General features: G+C 48.0%; 13 protein-coding genes. 8 read left to right on the plus strand and 5 right to left on the minus strand.

Going from position 1 to position 16,691, the window contains the following annotated elements:
* Positions 1 to 2: 2 nt before the first annotated feature.
* Positions 3 to 3,227 carry a carbamoyl-phosphate synthase (glutamine-hydrolyzing) large subunit gene (gene carB / locus PREMU_RS06280; RefSeq protein ID WP_007573988.1) on the plus strand — a complete coding sequence of 1,075 codons (3,225 nt, stop codon included), beginning with the start codon at positions 3 to 5 and terminating at the stop codon, positions 3,225 to 3,227.
* Between the two features lie 186 nt (positions 3,228 to 3,413).
* Here carB and PREMU_RS06285 read toward each other — a convergent pair whose 3' ends face one another.
* From PREMU_RS06285 to PREMU_RS06295, 3 genes are read right to left on the minus strand one after another with little or no spacing between them, the layout of a single operon-like run.
* Complete coding sequence (locus PREMU_RS06285; RefSeq protein WP_007573990.1) at positions 3,414 to 4,010, minus strand: LemA family protein; 597 nt, start codon at positions 4,008 to 4,010, stop codon at positions 3,414 to 3,416.
* 60 nt (positions 4,011 to 4,070) lie between these two features.
* The gene (locus PREMU_RS06290) at positions 4,071 to 4,898 is read right to left on the minus strand and encodes a TPM domain-containing protein (protein ID WP_007573991.1); all 828 of its coding nucleotides are present in this window, start codon (positions 4,896 to 4,898) and stop codon (positions 4,071 to 4,073) included.
* A 22-nt stretch (positions 4,899 to 4,920) separates the two neighbouring features.
* Positions 4,921 to 5,631, minus strand: coding sequence for a peptidylprolyl isomerase (locus PREMU_RS06295; protein WP_007573992.1), 711 nt, complete (start codon positions 5,629 to 5,631; stop codon positions 4,921 to 4,923).
* 204 nt (positions 5,632 to 5,835) lie between these two features.
* Here PREMU_RS06295 and PREMU_RS06300 point away from each other — a divergent pair, with 204 nt between their 5' ends.
* From PREMU_RS06300 to PREMU_RS06320, 5 genes are read left to right on the plus strand one after another with little or no spacing between them, the layout of a single operon-like run.
* On the plus strand, positions 5,836 to 6,708 hold the full coding sequence (locus PREMU_RS06300) for a hypothetical protein (protein ID WP_007573995.1): 873 nt from the start codon (positions 5,836 to 5,838) through the stop codon (positions 6,706 to 6,708).
* A gap of 31 nt (positions 6,709 to 6,739) precedes the next feature.
* Positions 6,740 to 8,269 (plus strand): TolC family protein, encoded by a 1,530-nt coding sequence (locus PREMU_RS06305; RefSeq protein WP_007573997.1) that lies wholly within the window; start codon positions 6,740 to 6,742, stop codon positions 8,267 to 8,269.
* 55 nt (positions 8,270 to 8,324) lie between these two features.
* Positions 8,325 to 9,314, plus strand: a complete 990-nt coding sequence (locus PREMU_RS06310) for an HlyD family secretion protein (RefSeq protein ID WP_007573998.1) — start codon at positions 8,325 to 8,327, stop codon at positions 9,312 to 9,314.
* Positions 9,315 to 9,370: 56 nt separating this feature from the next.
* A complete protein-coding gene (locus tag PREMU_RS06315; RefSeq protein ID WP_050796459.1) occupies positions 9,371 to 10,489 on the plus strand; it encodes an ABC transporter permease in 1,119 nt (372 codons plus the stop codon).
* A 3-nt stretch (positions 10,490 to 10,492) separates the two neighbouring features.
* Positions 10,493 to 11,776: an ABC transporter permease gene (locus tag PREMU_RS06320; protein ID WP_007574000.1), complete on the plus strand. Its 1,284-nt coding sequence runs from the start codon at positions 10,493 to 10,495 to the stop codon at positions 11,774 to 11,776.
* A 10-nt stretch (positions 11,777 to 11,786) separates the two neighbouring features.
* Here PREMU_RS06320 and PREMU_RS06325 read toward each other — a convergent pair whose 3' ends face one another.
* Positions 11,787 to 12,173, minus strand: a complete 387-nt coding sequence (locus tag PREMU_RS06325; protein ID WP_007574001.1) for a fluoride efflux transporter FluC — start codon at positions 12,171 to 12,173, stop codon at positions 11,787 to 11,789.
* Positions 12,174 to 12,357: 184 nt separating this feature from the next.
* Complete coding sequence (locus PREMU_RS06330; protein WP_007574002.1) at positions 12,358 to 14,349, minus strand: DNA topoisomerase 3; 1,992 nt, start codon at positions 14,347 to 14,349, stop codon at positions 12,358 to 12,360.
* Positions 14,350 to 14,494: 145 nt separating this feature from the next.
* On the opposite strand from PREMU_RS06330, the gene PREMU_RS06335 reads away from it, so the two are divergent.
* Together PREMU_RS06335 and PREMU_RS06340 are read left to right on the plus strand one after the other, a co-directional pair.
* Complete coding sequence (locus tag PREMU_RS06335) at positions 14,495 to 15,235, plus strand: (Fe-S)-binding protein (RefSeq protein ID WP_007574003.1); 741 nt, start codon at positions 14,495 to 14,497, stop codon at positions 15,233 to 15,235.
* Entirely contained in the window at positions 15,232 to 16,608 is a 1,377-nt protein-coding gene (locus PREMU_RS06340; protein ID WP_007574004.1) for an LUD domain-containing protein, read from the plus strand. Before PREMU_RS06335 ends, PREMU_RS06340 begins: the two co-directional genes overlap by 4 nt.
* Positions 16,609 to 16,691 lie beyond the last annotated feature (83 nt).

The following is a 16,691-nucleotide window of genomic DNA, read 5'->3' on the forward strand; positions in this document are numbered from 1 at the left end:
AAATGAAAAATCAAGATATCAAGAAAGTCCTTCTGTTAGGTTCCGGAGCACTGAAGATTGGAGAAGCCGGAGAATTTGACTACTCCGGTTCACAGGCACTTAAGGCACTTCGTGAAGAAGGGATCAAGACTGTCCTCATCAACCCTAACATTGCTACGGTGCAGACATCGGAGGGTGTAGCAGACCAAATATATTTTCTTCCCATACAACCTTATTTCGTGGAGCGGGTCATTGCCAAGGAGCATCCCGATGGCATTCTGCTCTCTTTTGGTGGACAGACGGCGCTCAACTGTGGCGTAGAACTCGAAGAGAGCGGTGTACTCAAGAAGTACAAAGTAAAGGTACTTGGCACTCCCGTGCGTGCCATTATGGACACTGAAGACCGCGAACGCTTCGTGGTGAAACTCGATGAAATCAGCGTAAAGACCATCAAGAGCGAGGCATGCAAGAGCATGGAGCAAGCTCTCACGGCTGCCAAGGACTTGGGTTACCCTGTCATCATCCGTGCCGCCTATGCGCTTGGCGGACTGGGATCAGGCTTTGCCAATAACGATGACGAGCTTAGAAAGATCTGCGAGAAAGCTTTCTCTTTTTCCCCGCAAGTGCTTGTGGAGAAAAGCCTTAAAGGTTGGAAAGAGATAGAATACGAAGTTGTGCGTGACAGATACGACAACTGCATCACTGTCTGCAACATGGAGAATTTTGATCCTCTCGGCATTCACACTGGCGAGAGCATCGTTATTGCGCCTTCGCAGACACTTACCAACTCCGAATATCATAAGCTCCGTGCACTGTCCATCAAGATTGTACGACATATTGGTATTGTCGGCGAATGCAACGTGCAATACGCTTTCGATCCTAATTCTGAAGACTATCGTGTCATCGAAGTTAATGCGCGTCTCTCGCGCTCTTCTGCCCTTGCCTCCAAGGCTACAGGCTATCCTCTCGCCTTCGTTGCCGCCAAGCTTGGTCTGGGTTACGGTCTTTTCGAGCTGAAAAACTCGGTCACCAAGACTACTTCTGCATTTTTTGAGCCTGCTCTCGACTATGTGGTCTGTAAAATACCGCGTTGGGATCTGAGCAAATTCCGTGGCGTAGACAAGGAGCTTGGTTCCAGCATGAAATCTGTAGGTGAGGTAATGGCCATTGGCCGTAACTTTGAAGAGGCCATTCAGAAAGGTCTTCGTATGATCGGACAGGGCATGCATGGCTTTGTGGAAAACAAGGAATTGGAAATTCCAGACATCGATAAATCACTCAGGGAACCCACCGACAAGCGCGTATTTGTCATTTCCAAGGCCATGCATAAAGGCTACACCGTCGACGAGATTCACGATCTGACAAAGATTGACCGGTGGTTCCTCTATAAACTCAAGCACATCATCGACATTGATGAGCGGCTGAAGAAATGCAATGTCAACACTCTTGACAAGGCATTGTTGCGTGAGGCGAAAGTCTACGGATTCACTGACTTCCAGATAGCACGCGCCGTTGGCCTGGAGAAGGAAATTGACAACATGCACAAAGCCATGCTCGTGATACGGAGTCTCCGCAAGAACTACGGTATCGTGCCAGTAGTGAAACAGATAGATACGCTTGCAGCAGAATATCCCGCACAGACCAACTACCTCTATATCACTTATGCCGGAGTGCAAAGTGACATTGATTTTGCGCGTGATCACCGTTCGGTCATTGTGTTGGGTTCAGGTGCCTATCGCATCGGCTCCTCGGTGGAGTTCGACTGGTGTGGAGTTCAGGCATTGCAAACAATTCGCAAGCAAGGATATCGGTCCATTATGATCAATTATAATCCAGAGACCGTATCGACTGACTACGATATGTGTGACCGCCTCTATTTCGATGAACTCACTTTTGAGCGCGTAATGGATGTCATTGATACGGAGCAGCCTTATGGTGTCATCGTGTCCACGGGCGGCCAGATACCCAATAATCTTGCCATGTATCTCGATGAGCAGAATGTGCCTATTCTCGGTACTCAGGCAAAAGACATTGACCGCGCAGAAGACCGTGCCAAGTTCTCACAAATGCTTAACGAGTTGGGTATCAACCAGCCTGAATGGAGTGCGTTGAAGACCATGGACGACATTGACGACTTTGTGCGTCGAGTTGGCTTTCCCGTACTTGTCAGGCCATCTTACGTGCTCTCTGGCGCAGCAATGAATGTGTGCTCCAATGACGATGAACTACACCGTTTCCTGCAACTGGCTGCTAACGTGAGCGAGGATCATCCTGTGGTCGTATCAAAATTCATTGAGCATGCCAAGGAGATTGACTTTGACGCTGTCGCACGCAATGGCGAGGTTACGGCTTATGCTATCTCTGAGCACATTGAGTTTGCTGGTGTGCACTCCGGCGATGCTACGTTGCAGCTGCCACCTCAGAAACTATACGTTGAGACCGTGCGACGTATCAAACGCATCAGTCGCAAAATCGCTGCGGCACTGCACATTAACGGTCCTTTTAACATCCAGTACATGGCGCGGGAAAATGATATTCTTGTCATCGAGTGCAACCTGCGCAGTTCCCGCTCTTTCCCCTTTGTGAGCAAAGTGCTTAAGCTCAACTTTATTGAGCTCGCTACAAAGATTATGCTTGGAGTGCCAGTAGAGAAGCCGGCTAAGAGTCTTTTTGACCTCGACTATGTGGGTATCAAGGCCTCGCAGTTCTCGTTCAACCGCTTACAGAAGGCCGATCCTGTGCTCGGCGTGGATATGAGTTCCACTGGAGAGGTAGGATGCTTAGGCGATGACACCAATCAGGCACTGCTCAAAGCGGAGCTTGCTGTGGGCCAGCGCATTCCCAAGCACACCGTGCTGCTCTCTACGGGTGGAGCCAAGCAGAAAGCTGACATGCTCGATTCCGCACGCAGGCTTGTGGAGCATGGGTATGAACTCTATGCTACGCCAGGCACCTCACGCTACCTCACTGAGAACGGTGTGGCCAACACACTTGTCAACTGGCCATCGGAACCAGAGAAGAAACCACAGGCTCTGAACTTACTGCATGAGAGAAAAATTGATATGGTGGTTAACATTCCTAAGGACCTTACAGCCGGTGAGCTTACCAACGGTTATAAGATTCGCCGTGCTGCCATTGACCTCAATGTGCCGCTGATCACCAATAGCCGTCTTGCTTCAGCGTTCATCAATTCCTTCACCACGCTTAAGCCTGCCGACATTGATATTAAGGCTTGGGGAGAATATTGATGCCTCTTATTAACTATTACATAAGACTTAAGGGTGGCCGTATGGTCGCCCTTAAGTCACTTAACGCTGTAAGCGTATCGCCTCTACACTGTAAACGCATCGCCTTTACACTGTAAAGGCAACGCCTCTACACTGTAAACGTATCGCCTTTACACTGTAAACGTGATGCGTCTTCTAAGACAGGTATTATTCGTTGAAATTCAGCGCTGGAGCTTTCTCGGCCCCGGTTGCTGCCTCGAACTTTTCCATTCGATCAAAACCAAACATTCCCGAGAAAAGGACATTGGGGAACCGGCGTACTGTTTGGTTGTAATCCTGTACGGCTGCATTGTAATTCTGCCGAGCCTCATTGATACGGTTTTCGGTACCTTCAAGCTGAATCTGCAGGCTGTGGAAATTTTCATTCGCTTTTAATTCAGGATAGCGCTCTGCCACAACCATAAGCTTACCTAATGCAGCAGACAGTTCTCCCTGTGCGGCCTCATACTGATGCAGCTTTTCAGGAGTGAGGTTTCCCGCATCAAGCTTGATTTGTCCTACCGATGCACGCGCTTTAGTCACCGCCTCAAAGGTCTCTTTCTCATGTTTAGCATAAGCCTGTACGGTCTTGGCAAGATTGGGGATAAGGTCGGCACGACGCTGGTAAGTTGCCTGTACATCAGCGAGGGCTGTCGTAGCGGCCTCTTGCTTGTCAACCATCCCATTGTAGGCACTGCATCCACCAAAGCAGGCGAGAACGACGACTACAACGGCGGCCAAAATAATAATGTTGCTTTTCTTCATAAGTGAAAATGGAGTTTTCTTAACATGTTATATCATTTTTCCTATCTCTTTATTCATTCATCACCATCCTCCTCCGGCGCCGCCACCGCCAAAACTACCACCTCCAAAGCTGCCGCCGCTGAATCCGCCACCGGAAGACCCAAATCCACCGCCACCACCAAAGATGAATGGCGGAAACCAATCATCATCGTTGCGACGCTTGCGCCTGGATGTCGGCTTGGCATGGTAAAGACCTAACTTTGAGAGAATTGCCAACAGTAATCGCCAGACAGGATAGCCAAAACAAAAAAGGAGTATTGCAATCCCCATTATCAAGGATCCTGCATCGTCGCCTTCTGTGTCAATTTCCTCACCGTTTACGGTAGCATGCCCTGTCTTGAACTTACTGTATAGCGCTCTGACAGTGTACAGCACTGCCGCATCAAGATTGTTTTCTTTCATGTTGCGCACGATACACGTGCGGGCGATGTCATCGCATTCTACATCGGTAAGGTCACCTTCCAACCCTTTGCCTGGCGCAATGAAATACTTACGGTCCTCTACAGCGATAACGATGACAAGCCCTCTTCGAGTCTTTTTGTCACCTACACCGTATTTGTTGCCAATATCCTCAGCTACTCTGAAACAATCTCCATTCTTGACATGACTCACCACCACGAACACTGTCTGTATGCCACACTCTGTTTGAAGTCGGCGCAGACCGGCATCCGCTGAGTCGAGATCGGCAGGACTGATGAGATTCTCAGGATCGCACACGTACCGGTTACGGTCTTGCAGATGCACCATGGGAATATCATCGGCCGACCAGGTTTTGGCCTGCAGACAGAGTGTTGCGGCACACATTATGAGCAGCAACAACCATTGCCGAATGGAGCTTCTTGCTTTCATGGACTATAAGGCTGACATAAGGCTATTTAATGACAATGGCCTTGATGATGCGCACATCTTTCAACGGGCGTGCGTGATCATCTGTTGCCACAGCATCAATGTCGCCGACAACAGACAGTCCTTTCACAACCTCACCGAAGACAGTGTATTGTCCGTCTAACCATGGAGTGCCTCCATGAGACCAGTAATAATCACACATCTCGGGTGGATACTTCACGGTTCCATGAGTTGCGGAGTCAAGTCTGGACTGAAATTTTGCCATGCTTTTGGGACCATAAGGGAAACCCCAAACAATGTAAAACTGTGACGCCGATGACTCGTGCTTGGGATTTTCAGCGTCTCCCTCACGCGCGGCTCCTAACGCTCCACGCTTATGAAAGTACTTGGGGAAATGAATCTCTGCGGGAATGCGATAGCCTGGATCATACTCACCCACAGCTGAGCCTGCAACGGAATGGCGTGTCGTGGAATCGCCAGTTTGGATCATGAAATCGCTGATGACACGGTGCCACAGATTGCCGTCATAATAGCCCTGTCGCACCAATTTAAGGAAGTTATCACGGTGGCGGGGAGTCTCATTATAGAGCTCAACAGTGATGTCACCCATAGTGGTTTGCAGAAGTACCTGATGACGCACGGCTGAAGAATCGGTTTTGACAACCAGGAAATCCTGAGTAGCGGCATAGGACAGCTGGGCAATCATGCCTAAAAAAAACAGAATATACTTTTTCATGGCATGCCAAAGTTACTAATTATTCATTAAAGTACTGCTCTTTTTATTCCCAAAAGTAGTTAATTTAAATATTAATAAGTTTTACGTAAGTATAAAGTTATGGCGGTATAAGAAAAATTGATTACTTTTGCAGTAATTATCGTCTGGGACTTGTGTTACTTAGGCTTTTAAAAACGGATTATTCAAAAACGAACTATACAAAAGATGAATAAAAAAATTCTGATTCCATTGATTGTCGCCATCGTCCTGCTTTTAGGCGGTATTGGATTACTTTACCATAGCCTGCATCAACAGCGTAAGGAAAATGCTGATATGGAGCAGCTTGCCGCCCTCGACAAGAAAGAGATGGAGAATGAGTATCAGCAGTTTGCCAACCAATACAGCGAGATGAAGACACAGATCAACAATGACTCCATCGTGGCTCAACTCACTGCAGAACAGAAGAAGACACAACGTCTGCTGTCTGAACTCCGGAACACTAAAAGTACTGATGCCAGAGAAATAGCCCGTCTGAGGAGAGAGCTCACTACTGTCAGAGCGGTGCTGCGAAGCTATGTCATTCAGATTGACTCACTGAACCGCGCCAATCAACACCTTACAGCAGAGAACTCCCGCATTCGTGGACAATATGCAGAGGCTAACCGGCAGATTGAAGGGCTGAATACTGAAAGGGCAAGTCTGTCGGAAAAAGTAGCAATTGCTGCCCAACTCGATGCCACCGGTATTCAAATGACCGCACTCAACAAGCGGGGCAAGAGTACGGACAAGTTGAAAAAGGCTAAACGCTTCATGGTAAGTTTTGCCATTGCACGTAATGTAACTGCACAGAGTGGCATGAAGACAATCTATATTAGGGTGACGACTCCTACGGGTGCACTTCTTGGTGGCGCAGGCAACTTCAACTATGAGAACCGCTCGCTGACCTGCTCCGCTAAACGCTCAGTGGAATATACAGGCAATGAAACCCCAATGAGCCTTTACCTCGATATTGACCAGTCGCTTGAAGGAGGAACTTTTAATGTCAGTGTCTTTGCAGATGGCAATATGATTGGCAGCCGCAGCTTCTCATTCAATTGAAAGGACTGCTGTCAAACAAATATTAATAGAAATGAGGAAATCAACGATAGCCATACTTTTTGTCTGCTTCTCAGGCTACTTTCCGCCAGCCATTGCTCAGCAGGTGCTCACGCTTGACAGTTGCCGCGCTTTGGCGTTGAGAAACAACAAGCAGCTCCAAGTGTCGCGCATCAACAGGGAAATGACGGAGTATGCGAGGAAATCGGCCAGGACACAGTACTTGCCAAAAGTTGACGCCATGGCGGGTTACTCATATTTTAGCCGTGAAATCAGCTTGTTGAGTAAAGGCCAAAAGAATGCTCTGAGCAATATAGGCACAACAGGGGTGAGCCAACTCAATAGTGACCTTTCTGCTGACATTGGTAATCATCTTACCAATATGGTTAAGCAAGGGCTCATCACGCCACAACAAGCTCAGCAGGTCGGTGGGCTGATGCAGCAGTTTGCTAATGGTCCTGTCACGCAATATGTGGAAGGACTCGGCAATACCATCGGTAAGAAAGTTGTAGATGCTTTTCGTACCGACACGCACAATATTTTTGCTGGCTCCATTTTCGTACGCCAGCCAATCTTTATGGGTGGTGCCATCACCGCTGCCAACCGTATGGCTGACATTGCTACACAGATGGCTGACGACAATATTACATTGAAGGATCAGTCCACCTTGTTTAATATAGACCAAGCCTATTGGATGGTCGTTTCTCTCAGACAGAAGCAGAAGCTTGCCTATAGCTTCCGCGACTTGGTGAAGAAGCTCGATGACGACGTGCAAAAGATGATCAGGCAAGGGGTGGCAACACGTGCTGACGGACTGAAAGTACAAGTGCGTGTCAATGAGGCCGATATGCAGATCACGCAGGTCGATGATGGACTGGTACTCTCAAAGATGCTTCTCTGCCAACTGTGCGGATTACCGATGGACGACAACATTACGCTTGCTGATGAAAACAAAAGCCAAATTGACATTGATGAATCTGTTACCGCAGAGAATTATACTCCTGACAAAGATGTCAGCAGTCGTCCGGAAGTGAGGCTGTTGCAGCAATCGGTAGCATTGGGCGAACAAAACACCAAACTCGTGCGGTCTGCATTTCTGCCCCATCTGGCGCTTACGGGAGGCTACTCTATCGCCAACCCCAACGTCTTCAATGGTTTCCAAAAGACTTTCTCTGGCGTATGGAATGTAGGGGTGATGCTTCAAGTGCCTGTTTGGAATTGGTTTGAGGCACGCTACAAAGTGCGGGCTTCTGAGGCTGCCACTGGGATGGCACGCCTTGAGCTTGCCGACGCACAGGAGAAAATAAATCTCCAAATCACCCAGAGCCGTTTCAAGGTGAAGGAAGCGCGCAAACGCCTCGCTATGGCTGAGAAGAATATTGCAAGTGCCGAAGAAAACCTCCGCTGTGCCCAAGTCGGTTTCAAGGAAGGTGTGATGGAGTCAACCGATGTACTCGCTGCACAAACAGCCTGGGAAAAGGCACAAAGCCAAAAGATCGATGCACAAGTGGAGGTGAAACTCGCGCAAGTAAACCTTGAGAAAGCATTGGGTATTTTGCAATAATATATTTCAAGAAACGTTTATTTAATACGTAATAACGTTAATACAACACTTAGAAATGAGCGCAAAGAGTCAGCATCAAAACATATTGCTTGCGGTTTTGGGATTTGCCATTGCCGTATTCATCGTAGCTATAATAGGTTTCTTTACATTAGGAAAGACCGATGAAATCATCCAGGGAGAAGTGGAAGTCGGCGAATACAGGGTCAGTTGCAAACTGCCTGCGCGCGTAGTTGAGATACGTGTCAAAGAAGGTGATTTTGTCCATAAAGGAGATACTCTTGCCATCTTAGAGATTCCTGAAATAAACGCTCAAGAAAAGGTTGCACAGTCAACAGAGGCTGCCACGCAGGCTTTAAGCGATCTCACCGAGGAAGGTACTCGCCGCGAAGCCATCCAAAGCGCTTATCAATTGGTCATTCAAGCCCAAGCTGCAACCGACGTAGCGAAGAAGACTTATGACCGCATGCAGAACTTATTCACTGAGGGAGTAATGAGTCAGCAGAAGCGTGATGAGGCGAAGGCCGCATGGGAAGTGGCGCAGGCACACGAGAACGCCATGAAGAGCCAGTATGAGATGGCAAAGAATGGCGCAAGAGAGAAACAGAAAGAGATCTCGCAGAATCAAGCCAATGCTGCCAAACATGCTGTAGACGTAGTGCGTTCTGTGCTTAAGGAGACGGTGCAAGTGGCTGCTGTCGACGGCGAGATAAGCGATATCTATCCGAAAGAAGGTGAACTTGTGGGCATGGGCTCTCCCATTATGAGCATTTCTATGATGCAGGACATGTGGGGCACCTTCAATGTCCGAGAGGATCAGCTTAATGGTCTGAAGATCGGTGATACCTTTACAGCCTTCTCGCCTGCATTCAACAAGACGTTGAAGATGAAAGTCTACGAGATCAAAGATGAAGGTTCTTATGCTGCTTGGAAAGCCACAAAGACCAATGGTCAGTATGACCTCAAGACTTTTGAAGTCAAAGCACGTCCCATCAACCCATTTGAAGGACTGAGACCTGGAATGTCATTGATAGTCAAAAAGAAGTGAATCTGACGGAAATCATACAACGTACTTACCACATTTTCGTCCGTGAGTTGGTCATTATGTGGCGGAATCCCATCTTCGGCTTCTGCACTATAGTGTTTCCACTGATGGTTGTAACGTTCTTTACGACGCTGATGAACGGCGGCGAACCGGTGGAAATGCCTGTGGGTGTTGTTGATCAGGACAATACTCATGTGAGCCGATCTATTATCCGGCAACTTGACAGCTTCCAGACAACGGATGTAGTCGGTCATTACGCCAATATGAATGACGCACGCGAAGCCATTCAAAAAAACAAGATCTACGCCTTCCTGCTCATACCTAAAGGCACAACTGATAAGCTACTCAGCTCTGATCAGCCCAAAATCTCATTTTACTATAGCAATGTCACGCTCTTGGCCGGCTCATTGCTTTTCCGTGATCTAAAGACGGTTTCAACCTTAGGATCTGCAGCCGTCGGTGCAGCAAAGTTGTCTGCGCTTGGCAAGACCTCAAAGGAGATAAGCTCCTTCCTGCAGCCTATCAATATAGACTTGCACATGATAGGTAATCCATGGTCTAACTACAATGTCTATCTCAGCACTGCAATGGTGCCTGGAGTCTTGATGATTTTCGTATTTCTGCTTACCCCCTACTCTATCGGCACTGAGCTGAAATTTCATCGCTCCAAACAATGGATGAAGCTGGCCAACAACAATATTCATATAGCCATTGCGGGAAAAATACTGCCACAAACCATTTTTTTCACATTGGTGATGTGGTGCTTTGAGTTTTATATTTTTTATGGGCTCAACTTCCCTCATCCTGGTGGTGTGGTTCCCATCCTGTTATTGGGCTTCCTCTCTGTCTTTGCCTGTCAATGCTTTGGCATTTTCATTTTTGGGCTCATGCCTTCTCTCCGAATGTCCATGTCCGTATGCTCACTGTGGTCAGTAGTCAGCTTCTCAACCTGCGGAGCCACATTCCCCGTTTTCGCCATGGACCCGATGATCCAGTCTTTAGCACAGCTCTTTCCTTTGCGCCACTATTACATGATCTACCAGATGTGTATTTTCAACGGTTATCCGATGAGTTATGCATGGTTCAACTTCATGGCGTTGCTTATCTTTGCTTTCCTTCCGATATTTTCCATCCGGAATATCAAGAAAGCCATGCTCCTCTACGTATATATTCCCTAAGACATGAAGAGAGACGGTCTCCTTTTTAGAATACACGAAGGCATCTGTGACACCTGCTATATCATGGTGGAAGAGGTGAAGAACGAGTTTCGCGATGAGGGTCTACTCATTTTTTGCGTGCTGGTACCCCTGTTCTATCCTCTCCTCTATTCATGGATATATAATAATGAAGTAGTTCGGGATGTTCCTGTAGCCGTTATTGATATGAGTCATAGCCATTCTTCCCGCGAGTTTATTCGGATGTTCGATGGCAGCGCTGACACAAAGGTTGCCTACTATTGTACATCCCTCGATGAGGCCAAAGAACTTACGGGAAAGCAGCAGGTTCATGGCACTCTCTTCTTTCCAAAGGACTTCGATGAACGTCTTGGACGAGGTGAGCAGGCCACTGTTAGTGTTTACTGTGACATGAGTCTGATGCTTACCTATAAGGCTATCTATCAGACAGCTCAAGCAGTCGCCTTAAAAATGAGTTCAGGCATTCAGATCAGTAAGGGGAATGGCTTTACCGACCGTGATGATGAGATAACAGCAAAGCCTCTCGACTTTGATGAGGTTCCTATTTTCAATACCCCTGTCGGTTATGGCAACGCCATTCTTCCGGGCGTACTGATTCTTATCCTTCAGCAGACTTTACTTTTGGGTATTGGTCTTTCCGCAGGTACAGCGCGCGAAAAGAATAAATTTCAAAACTTGGTGCCGATAGAGAAACATTACAACGGCATCTTCCGTATCGTTTTGGGCAAGAGCTCCGCCTATTTCGCACTTTACATGGTCATGGGCACTTACATCACGCTTTGCGTGCCACGTATGTTCCACTTTGTCTCGCTGGTAACCGCACAGACACTCATCGGTCTGATGATTCCCTATCTGCTTGCTGTCATTTTCTTTGGTATGACCTTATCATGCTTTGTTCGCTATCGTGAGAATGTGATGCTGCTCGTTGTCTTTACGTCTGTGCCACTGCTTTTTATGACAGGCATCAGTTGGCCTCAAACAAATATTCCATGGTTCTGGGAAGTATTCTCATATTTTTTCCCTTCTACTTTTGGCATACGAGGCTTCCTGCGCATCTCCTCCATGGGCGCCACATTGCCGGATATTCAGATAGAGTACCAAGCACTATGGATACAGGCCCTTGTCTATTTCTTTACGGCATGCCTTGTCTATCGCTATCAGATAATCCTCTCACATAAGCGTGCCCGCGCAAGACTGAAACGAATGGAGGAGACTAAAGATAGGGAAACATCACAGAATACAGAGTCTGCAGCCCTGCCCTCAGCTTAATTTGCGTCCATTACACTGTCACCGTCTTGGCAAGGGCTCCACCTGCCCAAACGAATAAGAGACCGAGGGCAAAGCTTCCTATCAGATATAGATAGAGCACGCTGTTGCTGTTTTTTGCCAGAGAGAGACTCTCGTTCATAAACGTAGAGAATGTGGTAAGTCCCCCGCAGAATCCTGTGGTAAGGAAGAGTTTTGTCTGAGGTGACAGCGCGAGACGCACGGAGGACAAACCTGAGAAGAAACCTATCAGAAAGCAACCTAACAGGTTCACGAAAAAAGTACCGAGTGGAAACGTAGAGATAAACAGTACACCCGCAAGTTTTGAAAACAGGAAACGGCTTCCTCCACCGAGAAAACTGCCAAGTCCTACGATTAAGAAATCCTTGAATAAATGCATTCTTGATTATTAATTAGTGCCCCATCATCTCATTTTACTGTTCAGAAAGCCATTACGTCTACGCCGTAAAGGCAATGCGATTACGCCGTAAAGGCAACGCGTCTACGGTGTAAAGGCAATGCGTCTACGCTGTAAAGGCAATGCGATTACGCCGTAAAGGCAATATGATTGCAGTGCAGTATGATCAAAGCGGTGCACGGAAATCGCAACCTTCTTTCCATCGGGAGCATCCATAAGCCGTCTTCCCCTTGATAATATGCCCTTGTTGACATTTAGGACAGACGTCGCCCGCTTTCACTTTCTGCAACGTCTTCGCCCTCCCTGACTCTCTCTTGGGAGCTTTGGCATCACTCAGAACAATACTCCGGCCTGAGTTATCGTGCAGCACATCGTTCACGATTCTCGCCACCTGTTCTTTTAATTCATTGATGAATGTCGCGGCGTCATACTTACCCTGCTCAATCTCTCGAAGCTTCTTCTCCCAAATGCCTGTCAGCTCTACACTTGTGAGTAGCCTTTCATGTATTGTGTCGATCAGTTGAATACCTGTTGGCGTAGCTACAAGATTCTTTTTCTCCCTTCTGATATAGTGCCGTTTAAAGAGAGTCTCTATGATGCCTGCGCGTGACGAAGGGCGCCCAATACCGTTTTCCTTCATAGCAGCCGACAGCTCCTCATCGTCTACGAGTTTTCCTGCCGTCTCCATGGCGCGAAGCAGCGATGCCTCTGTGTAGTGCTTTGGAGGCATTGTCATTTTCTCAGCGAGAGTGGGTTTGTGTGTACCCGACTCTCCTTTTACAAAAGTCGGCAATAGCTTGTCGTCAGCAGAGCTCTTTCCTTCATCTGCCCGTTGCTCCTCCTTAGAATATACTGCGCGCCAACCTGGCGACAGAATCTCCTTGCCGGAAGCCTTAAACTCTACCTTGCCTACCTTTCCTGTGACCGAAGTGGTGGAGAACTTGCAGTCAGGATAAAACACGGCAATAAACCGGCGGGCAATCAAGTCGTAGACTTTCTTTTCCACATCTGTCAACCCGACAGGTACCTGCCCGGTAGGTATGATAGCATGGTGGTCAGTCACTTTCGAAGTGTCGAACACGCGCTTCGATTTCGGCAGCGTCTTGCCAAGAGCTGCCAGATCTTTAATCATGCCCAGGTAAGGTTTGTGTCCTGTCACGGCATATTGGCTTACACCATTAAGGATAGCAGGACATTTGGGATAGATGTCGTCGGAAAGATACTGGGTGTCTACACGCGGATAAGTAGTCAGCTTCTTCTCATAAAGGCTTTGTATGAGGTTAAGCGACATTTCGGCTGAAAATCCGTATTTGCGGTTGAGGTCCACCTGCATCGATGTGAGGTCGTAAAGCTGCTTAGCTGGTTCCCGACCTTGCTTCTTCTGTACGGAAACAATTTCAAATGGCTTACCCTCAATCAGTGTAAAGGCTTTCTCTCCTTCCTCTTTCGATGTGAACTTCCCCGAAGTAGCTGTAAAAAGCGTGTCGCGATAGATGGTGGAAAGCATCCAATATGGTTCCGGTTTGAAGTTGTCTATTTCCTTCTGTCGCTTGACGAGCAGTGCCAATGTTGGGGTTTGCACCCTGCCAATTGAGAGCACCTGTCCTCGCTGCTGCCGATACATAAGTGTATAGAGGCGTGTACAGTTCATTCCGAGAAGCCAGTCGCCTATAGCACGGCTTAGTCCCGCGAGATAGAGCCGCTCATATTGCTTCTCCTCCTTGAGATTAGCAAAACCCTCACGGATGGCTTCATCCGTCATCGACGATATCCACAGCCGTTTGACGGGACACTTGACGTGGGCCATCTGCATGACCCAACGCTGTATCAACTCTCCTTCCTGCCCAGCATCGCCACAATTGATAATCTCGTCAGCGCTTGCATAAAGCGAGGCTATCGTCTGAAACTGTTTCTCAATTCCACGGTCAGGGATAAGTTTTAAGCCGAAGCGGCGAGGCACCATCGGCAGAGCAGCCAGCGTCCAGTAGCGCCAATTCTGTTCATAATCGTTAGGCTCCTTCAATTCACACAGATGGCCAAACGTCCAGGTCACCTGGTAGCCGTTGCCTTCCATGTAGCCATCGCGTGCCGACGTGGCACCAAGGATGCGAGCTATGTCACGTGCCACACTGGGTTTTTCCGCTATGCAAACTATCATGCTTGATGTCTCCTTTTGTGCAAAGTTACCCAATTTATCGGGCAAAATTGCACAAAAAACGATTTTTGAGAAAAACATCGCGAAATAGTGCCCTCATATTGACATTTTTTGTAACTTTGTTGGCAAAAGAAACACATGTATATTTATGAAAGTTGGTCTTTTCATACCTTGCTATGTAGATGCTCTCTATCCAGAGGTTGGCATGGCAACATATAAGTTGTTAAAGCATTTCGGCCTCGACATTGACTACCCGGAAAAGCAAACCTGCTGTGGACAGCCGATGGGCAATGCGGGCTTCGAGAATATGGCGATACCCCTCGCTGACAAGTTTGAGACACTGTTCAAGGGTTTCGATTATGTTGTCGCGCCGTCAGCATCGTGTGCTGCTTACGTACGTTTTTACTATCCACGCTTGCTGAAGGGCGATAACCATCCCTGTACTGTGGCTGGAAGGACCGTAGACATTGTGGAGTTTCTTCATGATATCCTTAAAGTCAAGGAGCTGCCAGGTGCCTTTCCACATGCTGTCAGTGTGCACAACAGTTGTCATGGTGTGCGCGAGTTGGGACTGTCAGCACCCTCGGAGAGGAATATCCCTTCTTATAATAAGATCATCGACTTGCTGCAGCTTAAGGATGGCATTAAGGTCTTTGAGCCGGAGCGGAAAGATGAATGCTGCGGCTTCGGAGGTATGTTTGCTGTCGAGGAACCCGATGTCTCTATCCGTATGGGTGAGGACAAGATCATGCGGCATATGGCTACGGGAGCTGAATACATCACCGGCCCCGATTCTTCCTGCCTGATGCACATGCAGGGCATAGCCAGAAAAGAGCACAAGAATATCAAGTTTATTCACGTAGCAGAAATTTTAGCAGCAGGACTATGAGTACAGAGCATTCAAGAAGAGCAAAAGAAATACTGAAAAGCCGTGACAAGGTAACGCGCCACGACCAAACCTTCTGGGGCATCCGCCAAGGGCACGACAACATGATGCATAGCTTGCCTGAGTGGGAACAATTGCGTGACCATGCTTCACAAATCAAGCGGCATACCATCACCCACCTCGCAGACTATCTTGAGGCGTTTACTGCCCAGTTGGAAAGTCGTGGGGTCATCGTGCATTGGGCTAAAGATGCACAGGAACTTAATGAGACTGTCTACGGCATCCTTGACAGCCATAAAGTCAAAAAGATGGTGAAGTCGAAGTCAATGCTCACCGAGGAATGCGGTCTCAATAACTACCTTTTAAGCCATGGCATTGATGTTGTGGAAACCGACCTTGGCGAGCGCATACTTCAGCTGATGGACCGCAAACCGGCCCATATCGTTGTGCCAGCCTGCCACATCACCAAAGAGGAGGTGGCGGTATGTTTCGAGGAGAAAGGCATCAGCGCAGACAAGGGCAACACAGATCCGACTTATCTCACTTACTGCGCACGTAAGAGCCTTCGCCACGAGTTTGATGAAGCACAAGCTGGCCTCACTGGATGTAACTTCGGTGTGGCGAAAACAGGCGACATCGTGGTATGCACTAATGAGGGTAACGCAGACATGACCACCTCAATGCCAAAGTTGCACATTGTCACCATGGGCATTGAGAAACTGGTGCCTGACTATGACTCACTTGCCGTCTTCCAGCGATTACTATGCCGTTGTGGCACGGGACAGCCTACCACATCCTTTACATCCCATTTCCGTCAGGCACGTCCGGGAGGCGAAATGCATGTCGTGCTGCTCGATGGATGGAGAAGTGACGCCCTCGCCGATCCAGAACACTGGCAGACACTTAAATGTATCCGCTGCGGCGCCTGTATGAACACTTGTCCTGTCTACCGCCGCTCCACAGGTGCAAGTTACACTTATTTTATCCCCGGTCCCATTGGTATAGACCTTGGCATGCTCAATAATCCACGGCGGTATTCCGACAATGTCTCCGCGTGCTCGCTTTGCATGAGCTGCGACAACGTGTGTCCTGCAGAGGTTGCGCCAGGCTCACAAATCTATCTGTGGCGGCAACAGCTTGACAACTTAGGCAAAGCTGATAAGCTCAAAAAAGCAATGTCGGAAGGCATGAGCCTGCTGTTCAGCCATCCTCCTCTCTATAATACAGCTGTATGGTTTGCGCCACTTGCCAATTATGTTCCTGACGCAATGACCCACTTCTCAAATCTCAATCCATGGGGAATAGGGCACACTAAACCAGAGTTCGCCGAGAAGAGCTTCCATCAATTATGGAAAACATTGAAAAAAAGCAAATAGACTACAAGAAGGCTTGCATTTCAATGAATGTAAGCCTTTATTGATACCTTTTTGCGATTTTTATTATCGATATTCTACGAAAC

Source organism: Hallella multisaccharivorax DSM 17128 (assembly GCF_000218235.1).
Lineage (GTDB): Bacteria > Bacteroidota > Bacteroidia > Bacteroidales > Bacteroidaceae > Prevotella > Prevotella multisaccharivorax.

Excerpts from the sequence above, each read along its gene's own strand:
- PREMU_RS06335 (WP_007574003.1), top strand. The coding sequence starts at position 14,495 with ATGAAAGTTGGTCTTTTCATACCTTGCTATGTAGATGCTCTCTATCCA.
- PREMU_RS06305 (WP_007573997.1), top strand. The coding sequence starts at position 6,740 with ATGAGGAAATCAACGATAGCCATACTTTTTGTCTGCTTCTCAGGCTAC.
- PREMU_RS06315 (WP_050796459.1), top strand. The coding sequence starts at position 9,371 with ATGTGGCGGAATCCCATCTTCGGCTTCTGCACTATAGTGTTTCCACTG.
- PREMU_RS06310 (WP_007573998.1), top strand. The coding sequence starts at position 8,325 with ATGAGCGCAAAGAGTCAGCATCAAAACATATTGCTTGCGGTTTTGGGA.
- carB (WP_007573988.1), top strand. The coding sequence starts at position 3 with ATGAAAAATCAAGATATCAAGAAAGTCCTTCTGTTAGGTTCCGGAGCA.
- PREMU_RS06295 (WP_007573992.1), bottom strand. The coding sequence starts at position 5,631 with ATGAAAAAGTATATTCTGTTTTTTTTAGGCATGATTGCCCAGCTGTCC.
- PREMU_RS06320 (WP_007574000.1), top strand. The coding sequence starts at position 10,493 with ATGAAGAGAGACGGTCTCCTTTTTAGAATACACGAAGGCATCTGTGAC.
- PREMU_RS06285 (WP_007573990.1), bottom strand. The coding sequence starts at position 4,010 with ATGAAGAAAAGCAACATTATTATTTTGGCCGCCGTTGTAGTCGTCGTT.
- PREMU_RS06300 (WP_007573995.1), top strand. The coding sequence starts at position 5,836 with ATGAATAAAAAAATTCTGATTCCATTGATTGTCGCCATCGTCCTGCTT.
- PREMU_RS06330 (WP_007574002.1), bottom strand. The coding sequence starts at position 14,349 with ATGATAGTTTGCATAGCGGAAAAACCCAGTGTGGCACGTGACATAGCT.
- PREMU_RS06290 (WP_007573991.1), bottom strand. The coding sequence starts at position 4,898 with ATGAAAGCAAGAAGCTCCATTCGGCAATGGTTGTTGCTGCTCATAATG.
- PREMU_RS06340 (WP_007574004.1), top strand. The coding sequence starts at position 15,232 with ATGAGTACAGAGCATTCAAGAAGAGCAAAAGAAATACTGAAAAGCCGT.
- PREMU_RS06325 (WP_007574001.1), bottom strand. The coding sequence starts at position 12,173 with ATGCATTTATTCAAGGATTTCTTAATCGTAGGACTTGGCAGTTTTCTC.